At 49.3% G+C, this 17,725-nt stretch carries 16 protein-coding genes; 3 read left to right on the top strand and 13 right to left on the bottom strand.

Annotated features, from left to right (window positions below):
* Window positions 1-117 precede the first annotated feature (117 nt).
* Entirely contained in the window at window positions 118-510 is a 393-nt protein-coding gene (locus ACI3EW_RS01295) for a Fur family transcriptional regulator (protein WP_405578704.1), read from the top strand.
* A 166-nt stretch (window positions 511-676) separates the two neighbouring features.
* A complete protein-coding gene (locus ACI3EW_RS01290) occupies window positions 677-1,219 on the top strand; it encodes an NADH peroxidase (RefSeq protein WP_118298377.1) in 543 nt (180 codons plus the stop codon).
* Window positions 1,220-1,596: 377 nt separating this feature from the next.
* Here ACI3EW_RS01290 and larC read toward each other — a convergent pair whose 3' ends face one another.
* The 3 genes from larC to ACI3EW_RS01275 form a co-directional block, all read right to left on the bottom strand.
* Window positions 1,597-3,039 (bottom strand): nickel pincer cofactor biosynthesis protein LarC, encoded by a 1,443-nt coding sequence (gene larC, locus ACI3EW_RS01285; RefSeq protein WP_405578708.1) that lies wholly within the window; start codon window positions 3,037-3,039, stop codon window positions 1,597-1,599.
* A gap of 27 nt (window positions 3,040-3,066) precedes the next feature.
* Window positions 3,067-3,834: a nickel pincer cofactor biosynthesis protein LarB gene (gene larB, locus ACI3EW_RS01280; RefSeq protein ID WP_215702599.1), complete on the bottom strand. Its 768-nt coding sequence runs from the start codon at window positions 3,832-3,834 to the stop codon at window positions 3,067-3,069.
* A gap of 363 nt (window positions 3,835-4,197) precedes the next feature.
* Complete coding sequence (locus ACI3EW_RS01275; RefSeq protein WP_329752552.1) at window positions 4,198-5,091, bottom strand: fumarylacetoacetate hydrolase family protein; 894 nt, start codon at window positions 5,089-5,091, stop codon at window positions 4,198-4,200.
* Window positions 5,092-5,405: 314 nt separating this feature from the next.
* On the opposite strand from ACI3EW_RS01275, the gene ACI3EW_RS01270 reads away from it, so the two are divergent.
* Complete coding sequence (locus tag ACI3EW_RS01270) at window positions 5,406-5,885, top strand: S-ribosylhomocysteine lyase (protein ID WP_118298381.1); 480 nt, start codon at window positions 5,406-5,408, stop codon at window positions 5,883-5,885.
* Window positions 5,886-6,010: 125 nt separating this feature from the next.
* Here the strand turns inward: ACI3EW_RS01270 and ACI3EW_RS01265 are convergent, their stop codons facing one another.
* The 10 genes from ACI3EW_RS01265 to add form a co-directional block, all read right to left on the bottom strand.
* Window positions 6,011-8,029 carry an alpha-amylase family glycosyl hydrolase gene (locus tag ACI3EW_RS01265; protein WP_405578713.1) on the bottom strand — a complete coding sequence of 673 codons (2,019 nt, stop codon included), beginning with the start codon at window positions 8,027-8,029 and terminating at the stop codon, window positions 6,011-6,013.
* Between the two features lie 31 nt (window positions 8,030-8,060).
* Entirely contained in the window at window positions 8,061-9,926 is a 1,866-nt protein-coding gene (locus tag ACI3EW_RS01260; RefSeq protein WP_485663249.1) for an ABC-F family ATP-binding cassette domain-containing protein, read from the bottom strand.
* A 74-nt stretch (window positions 9,927-10,000) separates the two neighbouring features.
* A complete protein-coding gene (locus tag ACI3EW_RS01255; RefSeq protein ID WP_118321422.1) occupies window positions 10,001-10,756 on the bottom strand; it encodes an exodeoxyribonuclease III in 756 nt (251 codons plus the stop codon).
* A 279-nt stretch (window positions 10,757-11,035) separates the two neighbouring features.
* Complete coding sequence (locus ACI3EW_RS01250; protein ID WP_118298385.1) at window positions 11,036-11,815, bottom strand: ABC transporter permease; 780 nt, start codon at window positions 11,813-11,815, stop codon at window positions 11,036-11,038.
* A 51-nt stretch (window positions 11,816-11,866) separates the two neighbouring features.
* The gene (locus tag ACI3EW_RS01245; protein WP_118298386.1) at window positions 11,867-12,964 is read right to left on the bottom strand and encodes an ABC transporter substrate-binding protein; all 1,098 of its coding nucleotides are present in this window, start codon (window positions 12,962-12,964) and stop codon (window positions 11,867-11,869) included.
* A 136-nt stretch (window positions 12,965-13,100) separates the two neighbouring features.
* On the bottom strand, window positions 13,101-13,892 hold the full coding sequence (locus ACI3EW_RS01240; protein WP_243016026.1) for a nucleoside phosphorylase: 792 nt from the start codon (window positions 13,890-13,892) through the stop codon (window positions 13,101-13,103).
* A gap of 58 nt (window positions 13,893-13,950) precedes the next feature.
* On the bottom strand, window positions 13,951-14,733 hold the full coding sequence (locus ACI3EW_RS01235; RefSeq protein WP_118298387.1) for an ABC transporter permease: 783 nt from the start codon (window positions 14,731-14,733) through the stop codon (window positions 13,951-13,953).
* Entirely contained in the window at window positions 14,730-15,476 is a 747-nt protein-coding gene (locus ACI3EW_RS01230; protein WP_118298388.1) for an ABC transporter ATP-binding protein, read from the bottom strand. Before ACI3EW_RS01230 ends, ACI3EW_RS01235 begins: the two co-directional genes overlap by 4 nt.
* 18 nt (window positions 15,477-15,494) lie before the next feature.
* On the bottom strand, window positions 15,495-16,232 hold the full coding sequence (locus ACI3EW_RS01225) for an IclR family transcriptional regulator (RefSeq protein ID WP_118532617.1): 738 nt from the start codon (window positions 16,230-16,232) through the stop codon (window positions 15,495-15,497).
* Window positions 16,233-16,721: 489 nt separating this feature from the next.
* Window positions 16,722-17,672 (bottom strand): adenosine deaminase, encoded by a 951-nt coding sequence (gene add, locus ACI3EW_RS01220; RefSeq protein ID WP_118298390.1) that lies wholly within the window; start codon window positions 17,670-17,672, stop codon window positions 16,722-16,724.
* Window positions 17,673-17,725: the final 53 nt, after the last annotated feature.

Genomic DNA, 17,725 nt, shown 5'->3' with positions numbered 1-17,725 from the left:
TGTAACTTTTTATCACAGATACTTGACTTTCAAAAGTTATGATGTTATTATTTCAGTAACAATTATCATTATTATTGTCTATTTAAATTTAGAAATGATCCAGAAAGGAGGTTTCCCATGAAAGCATTAAAATTCAGCCGCCAGCGTGAGTCCATCCGGGAATGCCTGAAGAACCGCACTGATCATCCTACCGCCGATGCCGTATATGTGACGATCAGCAAAGACTATCCAAAAATCAGTCTGGGGACTGTGTACCGCAATTTAAATCTTCTGGCGGATATGGGCGAGATCCAGCGTTTTTCCAGCGGGGACGGCTCAGAGCACTTTGACTACAATACTGATCCACATTACCATTTTGTATGCAGGACCTGCGGAGCGATCATTGATATGCCTCTCGAGCTGGTTCATGATACACCGGATCTTCTCTCCGCCCCGTTTCCGGGACGCGTTGACTCCCACACCGTTTTCTTTTACGGCGAATGCGAGGACTGTCTGAAAAAGAAAAGCTAAAAATTCAAAAATTCTATTGACATTTGTTGTCAATTAGAATATAATAACGATAACAGTTACTATTATTTATTTAAAAATAACTGTGATCCATGTTGCATCATTTATGATCAGAGATTTTGATACTCCCTGATCCCAGATAATAAATCTTAAAAAGGAGAAAAATACTATGAAAAAATTTGTATGTTCTGTATGTGGTTATGTATATGAGGGCGAGGCTGCTCCGGAAAAATGTCCGCAGTGCGGCGCTCCGGCTTCCAAGTTCACTGAGCAGTCCGGCGATATGACATGGGCTTCCGAGCACGTAGTTGGTGTTGCAAAGGGCGTAAGCGAAGATATCCTTGAAGATTTAAGAGCAAACTTCAACGGCGAATGTTCTGAGGTTGGTATGTACCTCGCTATGGCAAGAGTTGCTCACAGAGAAGGTTATCCGGAGATCGGTCTTTACTGGGAGAAAGCAGCTTACGAAGAGGCTGAGCACGCTGCTAAATTCGCAGAGCTCCTCGGCGAAGTTGTTACAGACAGCACAAAGAAGAACCTTGAGATGAGAGTTGAGGCTGAGAACGGCGCAACAGCTGGTAAGACAGACCTCGCTAAGAGAGCAAAAGCCGCTGGTCTTGATGCAATCCATGACACTGTTCACGAGATGGCAAGAGACGAGGCAAGACATGGTAAGGCATTTGCTGGTCTCTTAAAGAGATATTTTGGCTAATTTATAATAAGCGCGTTATAAGAACGTCATGTAACAAGAACCGGTATTCCATCTGCGGATGAGATGCCGGTTCTTTTTTATTGGCGCTACGGATCCTGTATCATGCTGTTTTTTCATAGTTTTCAGGTTTAACTTTAAAAACTATGCTGTGAATCTATCTTTTATGGTTATAGAGAAAAATGGTAAACTGCCCGACACAAAAGCCGCGCAAGATACAATGTTGGACTTAATATTTCCATTTTGTGAAACAAAAGATCGACAGTGCATGGGCTGAAGAAGTCCATGCACTGTAATAATTCCGGAATCACCGCTTAGGATAATAAGCCGGAATCCTCGGTTATTCAATTGCCGATGTAGTTCACTATTATTGTCATTCTCTACTGATTATTTTTTACGATCTTCCTGACTTCACCAAGACTCATCCCCTGCTCTCTCGCGATCTTCGCAAGGTCTTCATACTCAAGTTTTCCGCGTTTCACGCCGTAACCTTCCGCGATCTTCTCGCGAACCACGCCATACGGAGTCTCGTGTTCTTTCATGGTTCTTGTAAGAGTATAGCGTCTGCTGATATTTTCACGGATTCCAAGTGTTGTCGTGTGTTTAAAGAGCAATGAGATCATCTTCTCCTTATCTCCGCAGCGGCACATGCAGGTCAGGAGAATGCCCGGGCGGCTCTTTTTCATGCCGATCGGGATCGTATAGACTTCCAGGGCGCCTGCTGCAAACAGGATCTCCTGAACAAAGCCCAGCGCTTCCGGGGTCATGTCATCGAGATTGCAGGAAAGCTCTGCTACCTCATCTCCGCTCTCTTCCGTCTCACCGAAAAGAACGCGCACACAGTTCGCGCGCTCAAAGTCTTTCTTTCCCATACCATAGCCGATCGCGGATGTCCGCATCACCGGCATTTCCCGGAATTCTGTCACGAAATGTTTTAAGAGCGCTGCGCCCGTCGGCGTGCAGAGTTCTCCTCTGATCGTACCGCTGTAGATCGGAAGTCCCTGTAAAATAAAGGCGGTTGCCGGAGCCGGGACCGGCAGGATCCCGTGCGCACAGCGGACGTTTCCACTTCCGACATGGATCGGGGATGCGACGGTCTTCTGTGGGGCGATCATATGCATTAAGAGGCAGACTCCGGCGATATCCGCGATCGCGTCCGCAGTGCCGACCTCGTGGAAATGGATCTCCTCGACAGTCTTACCGTGGACGTGGGACTCTGCCTCGGCGATCAAGTGGTAAACCGCAACAACATCCTTTTTGACCTCATCAGGCAGATTTAAATGTTCAATAATATGAGAAATCCCGGCCATGCTTGCGTGATGATGGTGTGGGTGGCCGGAATGCTCTTCTGTGTGGATTTCCTCGTGGGTATGAGTGTGATGGAAGTCGTGCTCATCATGGTGGTCATGATCGGGCTGGTGATCATGGTCGTATGCATGTATGTGAGTATTGTCCGCCATATCAGCGGCCATCTCATGGTGATGGGCCTCAGTCTCATGGTGGTGATGGTTCCCCGCCGCTTCGTGGTCGTGGCAATGTTCATGATGGTTATTAGCATGCTCGTGATGCTCTGCGTGGTCGTGTACATGCTCCTGCAGATCCACATCCACGCTCTCCTCTTCCTCTCCGTGGATCGTTACCTTCATATGCGTTCCGGTGATCCCGCACTTCACAGCCGGTTCTGCCTCAACAGAGAGTCCCGGCAAACCCATCTCATTCATTGTCTTTAAAAATCCTGCCTTGTCCGGGCAGATCTCATAGAGGGACGCCATCAGCATGTCACCCGCAGCGCCCATTCCGCAGTCAAAATATAATGTTTTCATTCGAAATACCTCCGCTTATCTCCAATATCATCCCCGCATATGGTTCATCATGCTCGCCAGATACCCGGCTCCGAATCCGTTATCAATATTTACCACACTGACGCCGCTCGCGCAGGAGTTCAGCATCGAAAGGAGCGCAGAGACACCTCCGAAGGATGCCCCGTATCCGATACTCGTCGGCACCGCAATCACCGGGCAGTCCGCAAGACCGCCGATCACACTTGCGAGCGCTCCTTCCATCCCCGCGATCGCGATGATCACGCGGGCATTCATGATCGAATCCATATGGGACATCAGGCGGTGAAGTCCCGCAACTCCCACATCATAGAGGCGCTCCACCTGATTTCCGAGTGACTCGGCCGTAAGCGCGGCTTCCTCCGCTACCGGGATATCGCTGGTCCCACCGGTCGCCACGACAATCGTGCCGACGCCGTCTTTTTCCGGGAAGTTTCCGCAGATCGCGACCTTCGCATCCTTAAAATACCGGTATCCGCTGCCGTCCGGATAGATTTCCGATAGTAGTTTTTCTGTTTTTAAACTTTTCTCTTCATCCACCCGCGTGATCAGGATCGTCTCCTGCCCGTGTTTTTTCATTACTTCCACGATCCCGGCGATCTGCTCCGGAGTCTTTCCCGCCCCGTAGATCACTTCCGCCGCGCCCTGGCGCAGTTTCCGGTGCGTGTCCAGCTTTGCAAATCCCAGATCATCATATCCCGCCGCCGTAAACGGCTCCTTTTTCAGTTCCAGGACAGCGTTATCCACAGACAATTCGCCTGCTGCCACCTTTTTCAACATTTCGCGTATATCTTCCACTTTTGTTCTCTCCTTATGTCAAAATCTGCTGCTGCGACGGCATTTACCGGCAGCTGGATGCCCGAAAGGATTATGCTCCGGCATAGTCCTGTACCGCGCGGTCGTTTGCGACAATCTTTCTCTTTCACGCGAGTGCGCATCTTAGACGCACAATGTCTTTTTGTTTCACAGGAAGTTCCTCCGGAATTTCCCTATGAAACAAAAAGCCACGAAAAGAGCAGCCAGTCATTCTGACTGACTTTTTTGCTCCCTTCATGGCAACTTTTCATTTTATGAGATGTGCTTTTTTATCGTCACACCGGTTCTTGCCGCATTCGATCATGCATGAAGCAATCCCCTCTCATTTTACTCCCCAACAGTATTCTTAAGAGTTCCAATCCCTTCGATAATGCACTCCACAACATCGCCTGTCTTAAGGAATTTCGGCGGTACGAATCCCATGCCGACTCCTGCCGGCGTTCCTGTTGCGATGATCGTTCCTGCCTTTAATGTCATTCCTTTTGTAAGTTCGCAGATCACTTCTTCAATTCCATGGATAAAAAGTCCCGTGTTGGAATCCTGACGGAGTTCTCCGTTTACTTTTGACTGGAGTTTTAACACCGGCGGAAACGCAGTGGAATCGACCGTCATGATACACGGGCCGAGCGGTGTGAAACCATCCAGGCTCTTTCCAAAGTACCACTGTTTATGTTCCGTCTGCACCTCCCTGGCGCTGACATCATTCATGATCGTATATCCGAAAATATAGTCTTTTACTTCTTCCGGCTTCACATCTTTCGCATCTTTTTTGATGATGACCGCAAGCTCTGCCTCGTAATCCAGCTGGTTCGTCAAATTTTTATGTGCCGGAATGATCCCGTCCGGATCATTCGTCCGGTTGACGCGCTTGGAGAAATAGATTGCCTTCTCAGGTCTCGCAAACTCCTCTTTCTGGAACCTCGCAGATTCCGCCGCATGATCCATATAGTTGATCCCCAGGCAGATAATATCCTGATCCGGCTCCGGGATCGGAGAAACTATCTTAATTTCTTCCACTGGTGCTGCTCCGGTCACATCCCCCGGTGCCTTTTTTGAAATATAATCCAGCATTTCCATCTCAGATGGTCCTGCCTCGCGGATCAGGTCCTTCATGGACCGGTATTCCATTCCCGCTGCCGAAATCGGATAAGCCCAGGTTTCATTCTCATTGAAAACACCTAAAAATGGTCTTTTGTCTACTTCATATGCCAGTAATTTCATAACTACTCCTTATGGGACGTTATTCTAGTTACCCAAAATCCCGTTAACAGTTATTATAGTACAAATATTCTTGCGAAACAAGGTCAAATTGAAGCGCAATATCTCCCCGAGATCTTGCCGATGCTTTGGATTCCGGATCGGCAAAATCTGCGGTCATAACCGGATCATACAGAATTTTTGCTTCTGAAAATTCCTGCCAGCATACAGTAACTTGCATTCTTTCCCCATTCCCTTTATAATAAAACTGATACAGGCAGACATCATCACGTCTGCGGACAACAATCTGTAAAACTCATGAAAGGGTGTATCTTATTATGGAAAAGATCACAAGCTTCACTGTCAATCATCTGAAACTGGTTCCGGGTGTTTATGTATCCCGGAGAGATATCGCCGGAGACAATCATGTTACCACCTTCGATATCCGTATGACCCGTCCAAACTACGAACCGGTCATGAATACTGCTGAGATCCATACAATTGAACATCTCGGTGCGACTTTCTTAAGAAACCACCGTGTATACAAAGATAAAGTTCTCTACTTCGGACCGATGGGATGTCGGACCGGCTTCTATCTGCTCCTCGTGGGTGATTACGAATCCGCAGATATCGTGCCGCTCCTCCAGGAAATGTTCCTCTTCATCCGCGATTTTGAGGGAGATGTTCCGGGTGCCGCTGCCCGCGACTGCGGAAACTATCTCGATATGAACCTTCCGATGGCAAAATACCTTGCAGGAAAGTTCTATGATGAGGTTCTGGAGAATATCCGGGAAGAGCAGCTGGTTTATCCGGAATAAGCAGAATCCCTGCCACTGAAATGATACCGCAAAACAGAAGTTCTTAAGCTTCCGGCGGTTCTCATCTCATGGCAGGGATTTTTTATATCCAGGAACGCAGTGCACAATTTTCAGTTTATTTACTTTTACAGCTCTTTTCCATTTTCTGGTGTACTTTTCTCTTCCTTTTCACAGGACTTTTCGACCAGATCTGTCTTCTCATTCTTCTCTTTTTTGCTCCCGCTCTTTCCTTTTTTCGTCTCCTTCCCCTCATCCGGATCCGCAACACTTTCGAGGATCATGATCCCGCGCGGCGGCACTGCCAGCATCATCTGGTTTTTCAGGACTTCTCCGGTTCCAGCAGACGGCAGATCTTCCACATCCGGATCCGCCGTGCTGCAGATCACATGCCACTTCGCGCCTTTCGGCAGATGGGGAAGCCCGAACATATGCGGTTCCCAGTGCATGTTGTAGAGGACATAAAAGTTCGCGTCATCCGTCCCGTCCGGTTTCTTTGCGTAAGCGCCCCAGTACAGGATCCCGAACTGCCGCCGGAAATTTTCAAATTCCGGTTTCCAGGCGTTTTCGCCGTGGTAGGAGACATCCGGACGGCCGCAGGACTTGTAGTCCATGATCCGTGGTTCCCGGTCCATGTGGAACATCTTGTGGGATTTCCGGAAGGCGATCAGGCGTTTCACAAACTCCACCTGGTCCATATGCGTCTCCAGGAGCTTCCAGTTTAACCATGAGACCGCATTATCCTGACAGTAGGCGTTGTTGTTGCCGTCCTGACTGTTTCCAAACTCATCGCCAGCCATCAAAAGCGGTACTCCCTGGCTCAAAAACAGGAGCAGATATGCGTTTTTGATCAGCTGTTTTCTGAGCTCCACGATCTTTTTCTTTCTCGTCGGTCCCTCCGCTCCGCAGTTCCAGGAATAATTGTAATCGCTTCCGTCCCGGTTCTCCTCACCGTTTTTCTCATTGTGCTTCCGGTCGTAGGAGACCGCATCCATCAGTGTGAAGCCGTTCGTGTTCGCCATGTAGTTGACAACCGCATACTCCGCCGGATTCCTGCGGTTCCGGAATTCGAACGCCTGGAGCATTCCTTCATCACCTTTTAAGAAACGGCGCATATCCTCCATAAACTGCATGTTGTACTCGGCAAGATTCTTTTCCGCAACGGAAACCGGACCGTCTCCCGGCGTGATATAGCCCTTTTTCGGGCGGCGATCCATCACCTCGTTCCAGTTTTCCGCAAAAAGCTTCGTCCTCTTTAAGAACGGGTCCTCCGCCGCCAGCAAAAGATTCGGGAATCCCAACAGATGAAAGCCGTCCACATGATACTCCTCTACCCAGTAGCGAAGGACCAATACGATCTCCCCCGGAAGTTCTTTTCCGGTAAAATACAGTTCCGGAATACATTCGATACCGGCCCTGTGCAGCTCTTTTACCAGCGTTTTAAACTCGCTCTCCGCCGACAACTCCCCGTGAGACGCATATGCCGACTTCACCGCATAGAGATATGACGGTCCATATCCCCAGTAATTGATATATCCCGTCAGTTCCGGTTTCGCATCATGAAATCCATTTCCGGATGACGACATCATGACCTCGTCAAACTCCGTCACCGGCATCAGCTCCACCGCCGTGATCCCGAGGTCTTTCAGATATGGGATCTTCTCCACGATGCCTGCATACGTTCCGCGGGCAGAAACATTCGAGGACGCATGCGCTGTAAATCCACGGACATGAAGTTTGTAGAGGATCGTATCGGCATACGGGATTTCCGGATTTGCATCATCTTCCCAGTCAAACGCTTCCGACAACACCCGGCACTGCACCGGCTTTCCGGCACGTTTCCGGTCCGCCCATTTTTCACGCCCGGTAAGGATACGCGCATAGGGATCTGCCACATTTTTTCCATCAATCATGAAATTATATTCAAATGATGCAAGATCAGCCCGATCCAGTTCCAGTGACCAGACATCTCCCATCCGGTGTTTCGGATCAAACGGGATCTTCTCACATGGCTTCTTCTCGCCCGGCCGGTATAAGAGCAGGAAAACCTCCTCTCCGTGTCCCTGTACCAGGATATGAGCGCTTTTTTCTTCCTGCGTGACACCAAGTGGATACAGGATTCTGTTACTGTTTCGATATTCTGCCATTTTAAATCCCCCGTTTTCCCCGACATGAGTATTATTTATTCTTCTGCGCCTCGATCTGTTCTGCCAGGTCGTTCAGATATACCCAGCGGTCCATCTTCTCCTCGAGCGCAGCTTCCTTCTCTTCCTTTTCCTTCATCAGCTCATTGAGCTTCGTAAAGTTCGTTGCGGACGCCTCGATCTCCTTTTCCAGGTTCTCAACCGCCTCTTCCAGCTTCGCGATATCGTCCTCGATCGTATCCCACTCCCGCTGCTCTTTGTAGCTGAATTTCAGCTTCTTTTCCCTCGGTTTCACGTTTGTCCGCGGCGCATTTCCTTCCGGATCGCCCTCTGCGGCTGTCCCGTTCCCCTTATCCGCAGACTTCTTCGCAGATGCCGGATTCTCCGCCGCGCTCTCCGCAAGCTTCGCCTCCCGCTCCGCCTTCGCTGCCTGATAATCCGTGAATCCGCCTTCGTACTGCTGGAGTTTTCCGTCTCCTTCAAACGCAAAAATCCTTCCGACCACACGATCCAGGAAATACCGGTCATGGGAAACCGTGATCACGATTCCCTGGAAGCTGTCAAGATAATCCTCTAAGATCATCAGGGTGCGGATATCAAGGTCATTCGTCGGCTCGTCCAGGATCAGGACATTCGGTGCACTCATCAGGATCTTTAAGAGATACAGACGTCTTCTCTCGCCGCCGGACAGTTTTTCAATCACCGTGTACTGGACAGACGGCGGGAACAGGAACCGTTCCAGCATCTGGGATGCGCTGATGCTGCCATCCTTCGTCTTTACATACTCTGCGACATTCTTGATATAGTCGATGACCTTGAGACTCGTGTCCATGTCCTCGTTTTCCTGGGAGAAATAGCCGAGTTTTACGGTCTGCCCGATCTCGATCGTACCGGAATCCGGTTTTACCCAGCCCGCGATCATCTTCATCAGCGTCGATTTTCCGCTTCCGTTCGGTCCGATGTAACCGATCCGGTCATCTTTTAAGAAAAAGTAGGTGTAATCTTTGATCAGGACCTTGTCCTCGTATGATTTACAGAGATCCGTGATCTCGATCGTCGTCCTCCCAAGGCGGCTGGAGATCGACTCCATCTCGACTTTTCCGTCCTCCACCGGTCCCTTTTTGTCCCGCAGTGCCTCGAAGCGCTGGATCCTGCCTTTCTGCTTTGTGGAACGTGCTCTCGCACCTCTCTGCATCCAGGCAAGCTCGGTCCGCAGGATCGACTGGCGCTTGCGCTCGGACGCCTTTTCCATGTCCATGCGCTCCGCTTTCAGTTCCAGGAATCCCTCATAGTTTGCCTGATAGCTGTAGAGTTTTCCGTTATCGAGCTCCACGATCCGGTTTGTCACGCTGTCAAGAAAATACCGGTCATGGGTGATCATCAGGAGCGCGCCCTTAAATTTCTTTAAATAATCTTCCAGCCAGTCCGCCATCTCACTGTCAAGATGGTTCGTCGGCTCGTCCAGGATCAGAAGCTCCGCTGTCGATAAAAGCACCGATGCCAATGCCGCGCGCTTCTTCTGTCCACCGGACAAATGTTCCACTTTCTCGTTAAAATCCGGGATCCCGAGGCGGTTCAGCATGGATTTCGCCTGGCTCTCAAGGTCCCAGACGTGCTCATGTCCCTCATTTTCCCTTAAAACACTCTCTAACACCGTCTCTCCCGGGTGGAATACCGGGTTCTGCGGAAGATAGCGGATATCCAGATTTCTTCCCCGGACGATCCGGCCGGAGTCCGGCTCCTCAAGTCCCGCCACCATCTTTAATAAGGTGGATTTTCCTGTTCCGTTGATCCCGATCAGACCGATCTTATCGCCTTCGTTGATGGAAAAATCGGTATCGTCAAAGAGTAATCGTTCTGTATATGATTTCGTCAGATGTTCTGCCGTTACTAAGTTCATGTTATGTCAACCTGCCATTGTTTTATTTCGATCTATCGTCGTTGATTTTCCGACGTTCAGCATTCCACTATTTATCAGTCGATATCCAGCTCCACCGGACAGTGATCGCTTCCCATGATCTCCGTATGGATCTTTGCGCCCACCAGCCTGTCCTTTAAGCTCTCGGAAACGCAGAAATAGTCGATCCGCCATCCCGCGTTCTTTGCTCTCGCCGAGAACCGGTAAGACCACCAGGAGTAGATCCCTTCCTGATCCGGGTAAAAATACCGGAAAGTATCGATAAATCCGGCGCCCAGGAGCTCCGTGAATTTCGCGCGTTCCTCATCGGAGAATCCCGCATTTTTCCGGTTCGTCTTCGGATTCTTCAGGTCGATCTCGTTGTGGGCTACATTGAGATCGCCGCAGAAGATCACCGGCTTCTTTTTCTCCAGCTCTTTCAGGTACGTCCGGAACGCGTCCTCCCACTGCATCCGGTAATCCAGACGTTTCAGCCCGTCCTGGGAGTTCGGCGTGTAGCAGGTGATCACGTAATATTCCGGAAATTCTGCCGTGATCACGCGGCCTTCATGGTCATGTTCCTCGATCCCGAGTCCGTAAGTCACTGCGACCGGCTCTTCTTTCGTAAACATCGCCGTTCCGGAATATCCTTTTTTCTCCGCATAATTCCAGTACTGGTGATATCCCGGAAGATCCAGATCTACCTGGCCTTCCTGCAGCTTGCTCTCCTGGATGCAGAAGATATCTGCGTCCGTCTCCTTTAAATATTCTAAAAATCCCTTTCCCAGGCAGGCACGAAGGCCGTTTACGTTCCAGGAAATCATTTTTTTCATAGATTCGTTCTCCATTTCTATCGCACTCTTGCATGGACCGTTCTGAATTGTATCCTGCAGACATGAAAAATTACAGATATTCTGCGATCCGCATATAAGTTAAGTATATCATCATTCCATATGATTTACCATCATAAAATACTCCGGACTGCAGCCGGTGAATAACGCGAGCAGTAACGATCTCTCCCCATCCACATGATGGCCGGCTAAAGAAAAAACAAGGTCCCCGCTGCAGCATCATGCGCCGCAGGGGAACCTTGCCTGTTTTTCTTTTGATTTTTAACCGACCACACTCTTATCGATGACTTTCCAGTAAAGCGCCTTTTTCTCGACAAATTCCGAGATCAGATACAGCGCCAGACCGATCACGCTTAAGAGGATGACTGCATTTAAGATCATCTTGATATCATATGTCTCGCTTCCCAGTGTCAGCAGATATCCGAGTCCCGCTTTGGCTCCGATCATCTCGCCGATAACAGCACCTGTCATCGCCTGTGTCAGGGCAAGCTTGATACCGGACAGCATCATTTCGATGGAATACGGAACCTCGATCTTACAGAATGTCTGCCATTTGCTGGCTTTGAGTACCTTCATCAGATTGTATACATTATCTTCAATGGAACGGATCGCGGACACCTCGTTGATCATGATCGGGAATGATACGACCAGGATAACAAGGGCTGCCTTTGATTCGATGCCGAGTCCCATCCACAGGATAAATAACGGTGCGAGGGAAATCTTCGGCGCTGTCTGGATAATGATGACAAACGGCATGATCAGGCGTTCAATAAACCGGATCTTCGCCATAATATACCCGAGGATCAGTCCGATCACAATACCGATCACGGTTCCCATAAGGATCTCTTCCATCGTGACACGGATATGTTTCATGATATCACCGCTGACGAACAGCTTTACCATTGAATCTGCCAGTTCTGCCGGGCCGGGAAGCAGATAATTCGGTACATGAAAGAGCCGGATATACAGTTCCCACACGATCAGAAACAACGGCAGAAACAATGCCGGAAGAATGATTTTTCTGTATTTTCTGTAAAACATCTCTCACCTCATAACTCTTCCAGCCCGGAGCTGGGAAATCTTTGTTCTCTCTTATTTTGCCGGTGTATAAAGAAGCTCTGCTGCATCGAAGGTCTCATCGATGTTGCCGATCTCTTTGGATTTATTGATGAGTGCCTGCCACTTCTCCGGATTAGATGCGCCGATTCCGTTCTCTGCTGTGTAGTCGCTCTGCCATAATGTCTTTACGAATACATCATTTAAGATCTGGACAACAACATCTCTCTTTTCTGCGAATGTCGGTGCATATTTCTCGATGGACATATCAACTGCCTCTTCTACATGGCCGTCGATGATGTATTCGATCGCTTTGTTTAATGCGCGGCAGAAGCCATCAACTGTTTCCGGATCTTTCTCAACAAGTGCGTCGCCTGCAACTAATACGTTTCCGAAGGACGGAAGGAACTGGTCACATGTGATCTCGCTTGCAGCGAAACCAGAGTTGTTTAACTCGATCGTTCTGAGTTTGGAGAATACGATCGCATCGACCTGACCCTCAGTGAGAGCTGTCAGGATCGCACCTGTACCAACGATCTCAACCTGAACATCGTCGATGGTAAGTCCTGCGGACTCCAGAGCTGCCTGAAGCTGGAAATAGTTTGCGCTTCCAAGGCTTGTTACCGCTACTTTTTTGCCCTTTAAGTCAGCCGGTGTGCTGATTCCGGAATCACTTCCGAAAATGATCGCTCCAAGACCTTCCTGGTATGTTGTGTGAACAACCTTTACCGGGATTCCCTGTGCTTTTGCAGCTACAACTGCATCTGCATTCGGGAAACCGAACTCAACATTTCCTGCTGCGACATTCTTTACGATATCAGCAGCTGCTGCATAATAAAACTCTACATTCAGACCTTCTTCTGCGAAGTATCCGTTTTCCTGTGCAAGATATAACGGTGCGTAATACGGAACAGCGGAACCGTCGATCTGGATGGAAACAGTCTTTAAGTCTCCTGCATCCTTTGCCTCGGCTGCTGTTGTTTCGTCTGCTTTGCTCTCTTCCGCAGCAGTTGTCTCTGCTGCTGTTGTTGCGGCTGCCTCACTCGCTTTGTTTGCGCTGTCAGAGCTGCATCCTGCAAGCATGGACACTGCCATGGCTGCTGTCAGTACGGTTGCAAGAATTTTCTTTCTCATAGTACTCTCCTTCTCCTTTTCATAATGGATTGATACATTTGCTCCCGCCGGGTGATATTCCCGGCATTTATAATTTTCCCTGCCGTCTCCGGCCGGGTCATTATCATAGATCCGTTATCCGCAGTATCTTTTTCCGCTATTTTCTGTGAAGATATTCCTTATATAATTTTTCTCCTGCTGCCAGTGCCGTTCTGCACATTTCCTTCTGCGCAGGTTCAAAATCCACCAGCCACTGGTCCGTGATCCGGTTGCAGTGTACCGCGCAGATACTTCCCGAGAAAACATTGTTCAATGACGCCAGCGTGAAGATCGTCTCCGCTTCCATCTCCATGTTCAGGATGTTCCATTTTTTATACTGTTCCAGGACCGCATTTTCATCATATCCCGTTTCAAACGGCATCTGACGTCCCTGACCATGGTAGAAAGAGCCGACCGACATGCAGACTCCCATGGAATATGGCTGTTCTCTCTCTTCACACGCACGTTTCAGACAGTCCAGGACCTCGAACGATGCCAGCGCCGGGTATTCCGATGGTGCGTAAAAGCACGATGAACCGCCTCTCCGGACAGCACCTGTGTTTAATACCATAGCGCCGCACGGCACCTCTTCCTTCAGGACACCTGTTCCGCCGATCCGGATCAATGCTTTTGCTCCGAGCGCGATCAGCTGGATCACAGCGATCTCTGTTGACGGTGCGCCGATCCCTGTGGAACACACTGTAATTTTAATGCCATTGTAATATCCTGTCCCAACCACGTATTCCCGGTAATTGCTGACAATCCTGTAATCTTCCAGCAGATCCTCAAACATCGATACGCGCGCCGGATCCCCCGGAAGCAGCACGATCTCTCCAATATCATCTGCCGTACACTGGATATGCGGCATTTTTCCATTCATCGTCGGTGATGAAGCCGATGTAAAATTCACACAAATCTCCTCCAAAAACTTTCTTCCTTTGTCTTTTTCCGAACAGGCGCAGTCCTTATCAGTTCTTTGACTCATGCCAGTACAGGAATTTATCTTCCAGCACGCTGATCACCTGGTATGTCGCGATTCCCAGGATGATCGTTACGATGATGCCTGCGAGCAGCATCGGTGTGTCATATGTCGATGATGCATATGTTAAAATGTAGCCAAGGCCCTGTTTTCCCGACATCCATTCTGCAACGATCGCTCCGATGACTGCCTGGACGATCCCCACTTTCATGCTCGCAAAAAGTGCCGGAAGTGAATACTGCATCTCAACCTGTGAAAAGATCTGCCATTTTGATGCCTTTAAGATCTTCATCAGGTTTCTGACATCCGGCGGGATCGATTCCAATCCCAGCATCATGCCTGACAATACCGGAAACAGTACCATGGAAATGATCAGGACAACTTTTGATACAAGTCCGATCCCGAACCAGATAACGAACAGCGGAACAAGAGCGATCTTCGGCGCTGTCTGCAGAAAGATCAGATACGGCATCAGCATCGTTTTCAACGCATCGACCTTGATAAATATATATCCAAGTACGATCCCGAGAAACGCTCCGATCACAAACCCGAGAATGACCTCATATGTTGTCGTCCAGAGATGGGGATAAACCGTTCCCTTTACAAACATTTTTTCCAGACTGTTCCATACTTTCGGCGGCGATGGCAGAATGTACGCCGGTACATGTTTCACTGCAACGTAGATCCACCAGATCGCAATAAAGACACCGACGGAAAGTGCATACTCCCCGATCGTTCTTAAGACACCCTGAAGTTTTCCATTTTTCTTCATCCGATGATCCCCCTCAGGTACTTATTGTATTCTGTAAATTTCGGATCATTTCTTGTCGCTTCTCCCCTCGGGCGCGGCAGATCGATCTCGACCATCTCCTTTACGCGTCCCGGTCTCGCCGACATGACGAGCACCCGGTCTGACAGGAACGTCGCTTCCTCAATGCTGTGTGTGACAAAGATGACCGTCTTTTTCGTCTTCTGCCAGATCTTCAGCAGCTCCTCATTTAAATGGTCCCGCGTCAGGGCATCCAGCGCACCGAACGGCTCATCCATCAGGAGCAGCGGCGCATCGTAGGAAAGCGCACGGACGATGGAAACCCTCTGTTTCATACCGCCGGAAAGTTCTCGCGGGAGCGCTGTCTTGAACTCGGAAAGTCCTGCAAGTTCTAAGAGTTCATCGAGCTTTTTTTCATTCTCTTCCGTCTGTTTTTTCTGGATCACAAGCGGAAATTCCGCATTCTGTCTTACATTCTTCCACGGAAGCAGGACAGAATCCTGGAAAACAAAGCCCATCTGCTGGTCTGCGCCGTCACGGTACTCGATCGTGCCGGATGTCGGTTTGTCGAGGTTTCCGATGATCCGTAAAAGTGTTGATTTTCCGCATCCGGACGGACCGATGATCGAGATAAACTCACCCGGCCGGATCTGAAGATTGATATCCTTCAACGCTACTGTATCCTCTTTTAAGAGGTTGCTGTATACCTTGTTTAAGCCTTTTAACTCTACGCTGTACTCACTCATAACGTTCCTCCTTTTTCTTTACCGGATTGCCTCAGAAATTTCTTCCGCATATGCCTTTAACAGGCGGATCCGTTCCTGCATCTCTTCTTCATTTCCGTCTTTCAGCGAAGTAAATGCCAGTGCTGCCGCCGGCTCCCCGTTGATATCAAAGATCGGGCACGCCACGCCCTGGATACCAAGCTGCAGTTCTTCATCGATCACGGAATATCCCTGGGCGCGGATGCGGTCAAGCTCTGCATTTAACTCCTGCAGCCCTGTTTTTGTATTCGGCGTAGTCTTTGTTCTCGTCTCTTTTTCCAGGATCTCAAGCGCCTGTTTCCTGTCCATATACGCCATAAACACACGGCCGGCAGAGGTAGAATAAAACGGGATCACATGACCGATCTTCATCATGTACATATTGGAATCGCCGCGTTCACTGCATGCAATGTTCATGGCGACGCCGTGCTCCATGATACAGAGGACTACATTCCTGTCAATTTTTTCTGCAAGTTTCTGCATCGATGTCTGTGCTGTCTGTGTGAGTGCACTTCCCTTTACAACACCTGCCGCAATACCGCAGATTTTATATCCCAGACGATATTTTTTTGTCTGTGCATCCTGAACAACAAGGTGATTTCCTTTCAGACTTGTGAGTATCCGATGGGTAGAACTTGCCGGGATATTCAGCTGTTCTGCAAGTTCCGTAACGGACAAGCCATCCATGTTCCGGCTCAGGACCTCCAGCGCACTCAGTGCGCGATCAACTAACTGCATAATTGCCTCCACTTGTTGTCGCAGCAGCAGCTAGTAAAGCGGACATTCGCAATCCGCTTCGCTACTTGCTCATGAACGCAGTCGCTTCGCGATCTGTCAGTGGGAGCTTTCAACTCCCACTGACATAAGCATCCCACTCACCCACCGCTTAGTGCTCCGCGCACTTGAAGCGGGGGAATGCTTATCTGCGTTCAAACAGCTGCCGTATAGCATCGCTCGTCATTTGTTTTGTTTATTCCGTGTAGTGGAATAGTATTCCGTAAACTGAAATTAGTTTTATCTATTTTAACATTTTCCGCACTTCAATGCAATGTCAAGTGACTTTTCCTCCCATCTTTGGCATACACTACAATTTCATGGGACAATTTTTGTATATTTTTGACGATTTTCATTCCGCTTAATGGAATATATATTTTTTAGTACAGAAAAAGCGACAGAATTCCCGGAGTTTTTTCGTTCATTCTGTCGCTTTCCTGTATCTTATTCCTTTTATTTCAGGAATCTTGCCTCCCAGGCATATTCCTGCATCTTTTCGATCTCCTCGTCGCTGAATCCGAGCTGTTCCTTTAAGACTTCCTTCTCTTTCTGAAGTGTCGTTCTGGAACATGTCCGGTTATCAGAGTTTACTGTCACATGGACTCCCTCATCGAGAAGCTTGTGGATCGGATGCATCTCGATCGCCGGGACAACTTTTGTGTGGTAATTGCTCGTCACACATACCTCAAGTGTCACATTCTCGTCGATCAGTCTCCGGATCAGTTCCGGATCATTGATCGCCGCAACTCCATGTCCGATGCGCTTTGTCCCGAAGGAAAGCGCTGTCTTCATGCTATCCGGTCCGGCAGCCTCTCCTGCATGGATCGTCATCGGGATTCCGTATTCACGGACTTTCGCAAAGACAGGTGCAAAGTTTTCCGTCGGGAACAGGCCTTCCGCGCCGGCAATGTCAACCGCGCACACGACCGGTCCAAGATACTTTTTCGCTGTCTCCACCGTCTGCATGTTCAACGCTTCATTGTCTGCTCCGCGCATGCAGCAGAGGATCAGTCCGACACGGATCTCCGGATAGGCCTTCATGCCGCGCTCCGCACCGCGGATCGCTGCCTCGACAACTTCATCCTGCGTCAGACCGCCATTTACGGAAAGCTGCGGTGCAAAGCGGATCTCCGCATAATCCACACCTTCCTTTGCAAGATCTTCCACAAGCTCATAAGTCACACGCTCGATCGCGTCTGCTCTCTGAAGGACAAGAAGCGGAAGATCAAAGCGCTCCAGATATTCCTCCAGTGTCCTGCAGTCTTCCGGCACTTCCATTTTATACTTTACTTCTTCCGCGCTCTCCGCAGGAAGCCTGATCCCCTGTTCTTTCGCAAGCTCCCAGACTGTCTCCGGGCGGAGTGAGCCGTCCAGATGTAGGTGAAGTTCTGTTACATGACCCATAGATTCATTCTCCTTTCTGTCTTCTAAAAACAGCTCCCGTTCCCAGGAGCTGT

The sequence above is a fragment of the Pilosibacter rotomagensis genome (assembly GCF_045062245.2).
Taxonomy (GTDB): domain Bacteria; phylum Bacillota; class Clostridia; order Lachnospirales; family Lachnospiraceae; genus Pilosibacter.
The sequence above is the reverse complement of the archived record's forward strand: the minus strand, read 5'-3'. Positions and strand labels throughout refer to the sequence as shown.

What these genes read in the sequence shown, in the direction of transcription:
- ACI3EW_RS01295 (WP_405578704.1), top strand. Translation starts at nt 118, where the DNA reads ATGAAAGCATTAAAATTCAGCCGCCAGCGTGAGTCCATCCGGGAATGC.
- ACI3EW_RS01290 (WP_118298377.1), top strand. Translation starts at nt 677, where the DNA reads ATGAAAAAATTTGTATGTTCTGTATGTGGTTATGTATATGAGGGCGAG.
- larC (WP_405578708.1), bottom strand. Translation starts at nt 3,039, where the DNA reads ATGAAAACATTATATTTTGACTGCGGAATGGGCGCTGCGGGTGACATG.
- larB (WP_215702599.1), bottom strand. Translation starts at nt 3,834, where the DNA reads ATGTTGAAAAAGGTGGCAGCAGGCGAATTGTCTGTGGATAACGCTGTC.
- ACI3EW_RS01275 (WP_329752552.1), bottom strand. Translation starts at nt 5,091, where the DNA reads ATGAAATTACTGGCATATGAAGTAGACAAAAGACCATTTTTAGGTGTT.
- ACI3EW_RS01270 (WP_118298381.1), top strand. Translation starts at nt 5,406, where the DNA reads ATGGAAAAGATCACAAGCTTCACTGTCAATCATCTGAAACTGGTTCCG.
- ACI3EW_RS01265 (WP_405578713.1), bottom strand. Translation starts at nt 8,029, where the DNA reads ATGGCAGAATATCGAAACAGTAACAGAATCCTGTATCCACTTGGTGTC.
- ACI3EW_RS01260 (WP_485663249.1), bottom strand. Translation starts at nt 9,926, where the DNA reads ATGAACTTAGTAACGGCAGAACATCTGACGAAATCATATACAGAACGA.
- ACI3EW_RS01255 (WP_118321422.1), bottom strand. Translation starts at nt 10,756, where the DNA reads ATGAAAAAAATGATTTCCTGGAACGTAAACGGCCTTCGTGCCTGCCTG.
- ACI3EW_RS01250 (WP_118298385.1), bottom strand. Translation starts at nt 11,815, where the DNA reads ATGTTTTACAGAAAATACAGAAAAATCATTCTTCCGGCATTGTTTCTG.
- ACI3EW_RS01245 (WP_118298386.1), bottom strand. Translation starts at nt 12,964, where the DNA reads ATGAGAAAGAAAATTCTTGCAACCGTACTGACAGCAGCCATGGCAGTG.
- ACI3EW_RS01235 (WP_118298387.1), bottom strand. Translation starts at nt 14,733, where the DNA reads ATGAAGAAAAATGGAAAACTTCAGGGTGTCTTAAGAACGATCGGGGAG.
- ACI3EW_RS01230 (WP_118298388.1), bottom strand. Translation starts at nt 15,476, where the DNA reads ATGAGTGAGTACAGCGTAGAGTTAAAAGGCTTAAACAAGGTATACAGC.
- ACI3EW_RS01225 (WP_118532617.1), bottom strand. Translation starts at nt 16,232, where the DNA reads ATGCAGTTAGTTGATCGCGCACTGAGTGCGCTGGAGGTCCTGAGCCGG.
- add (WP_118298390.1), bottom strand. Translation starts at nt 17,672, where the DNA reads ATGGGTCATGTAACAGAACTTCACCTACATCTGGACGGCTCACTCCGC.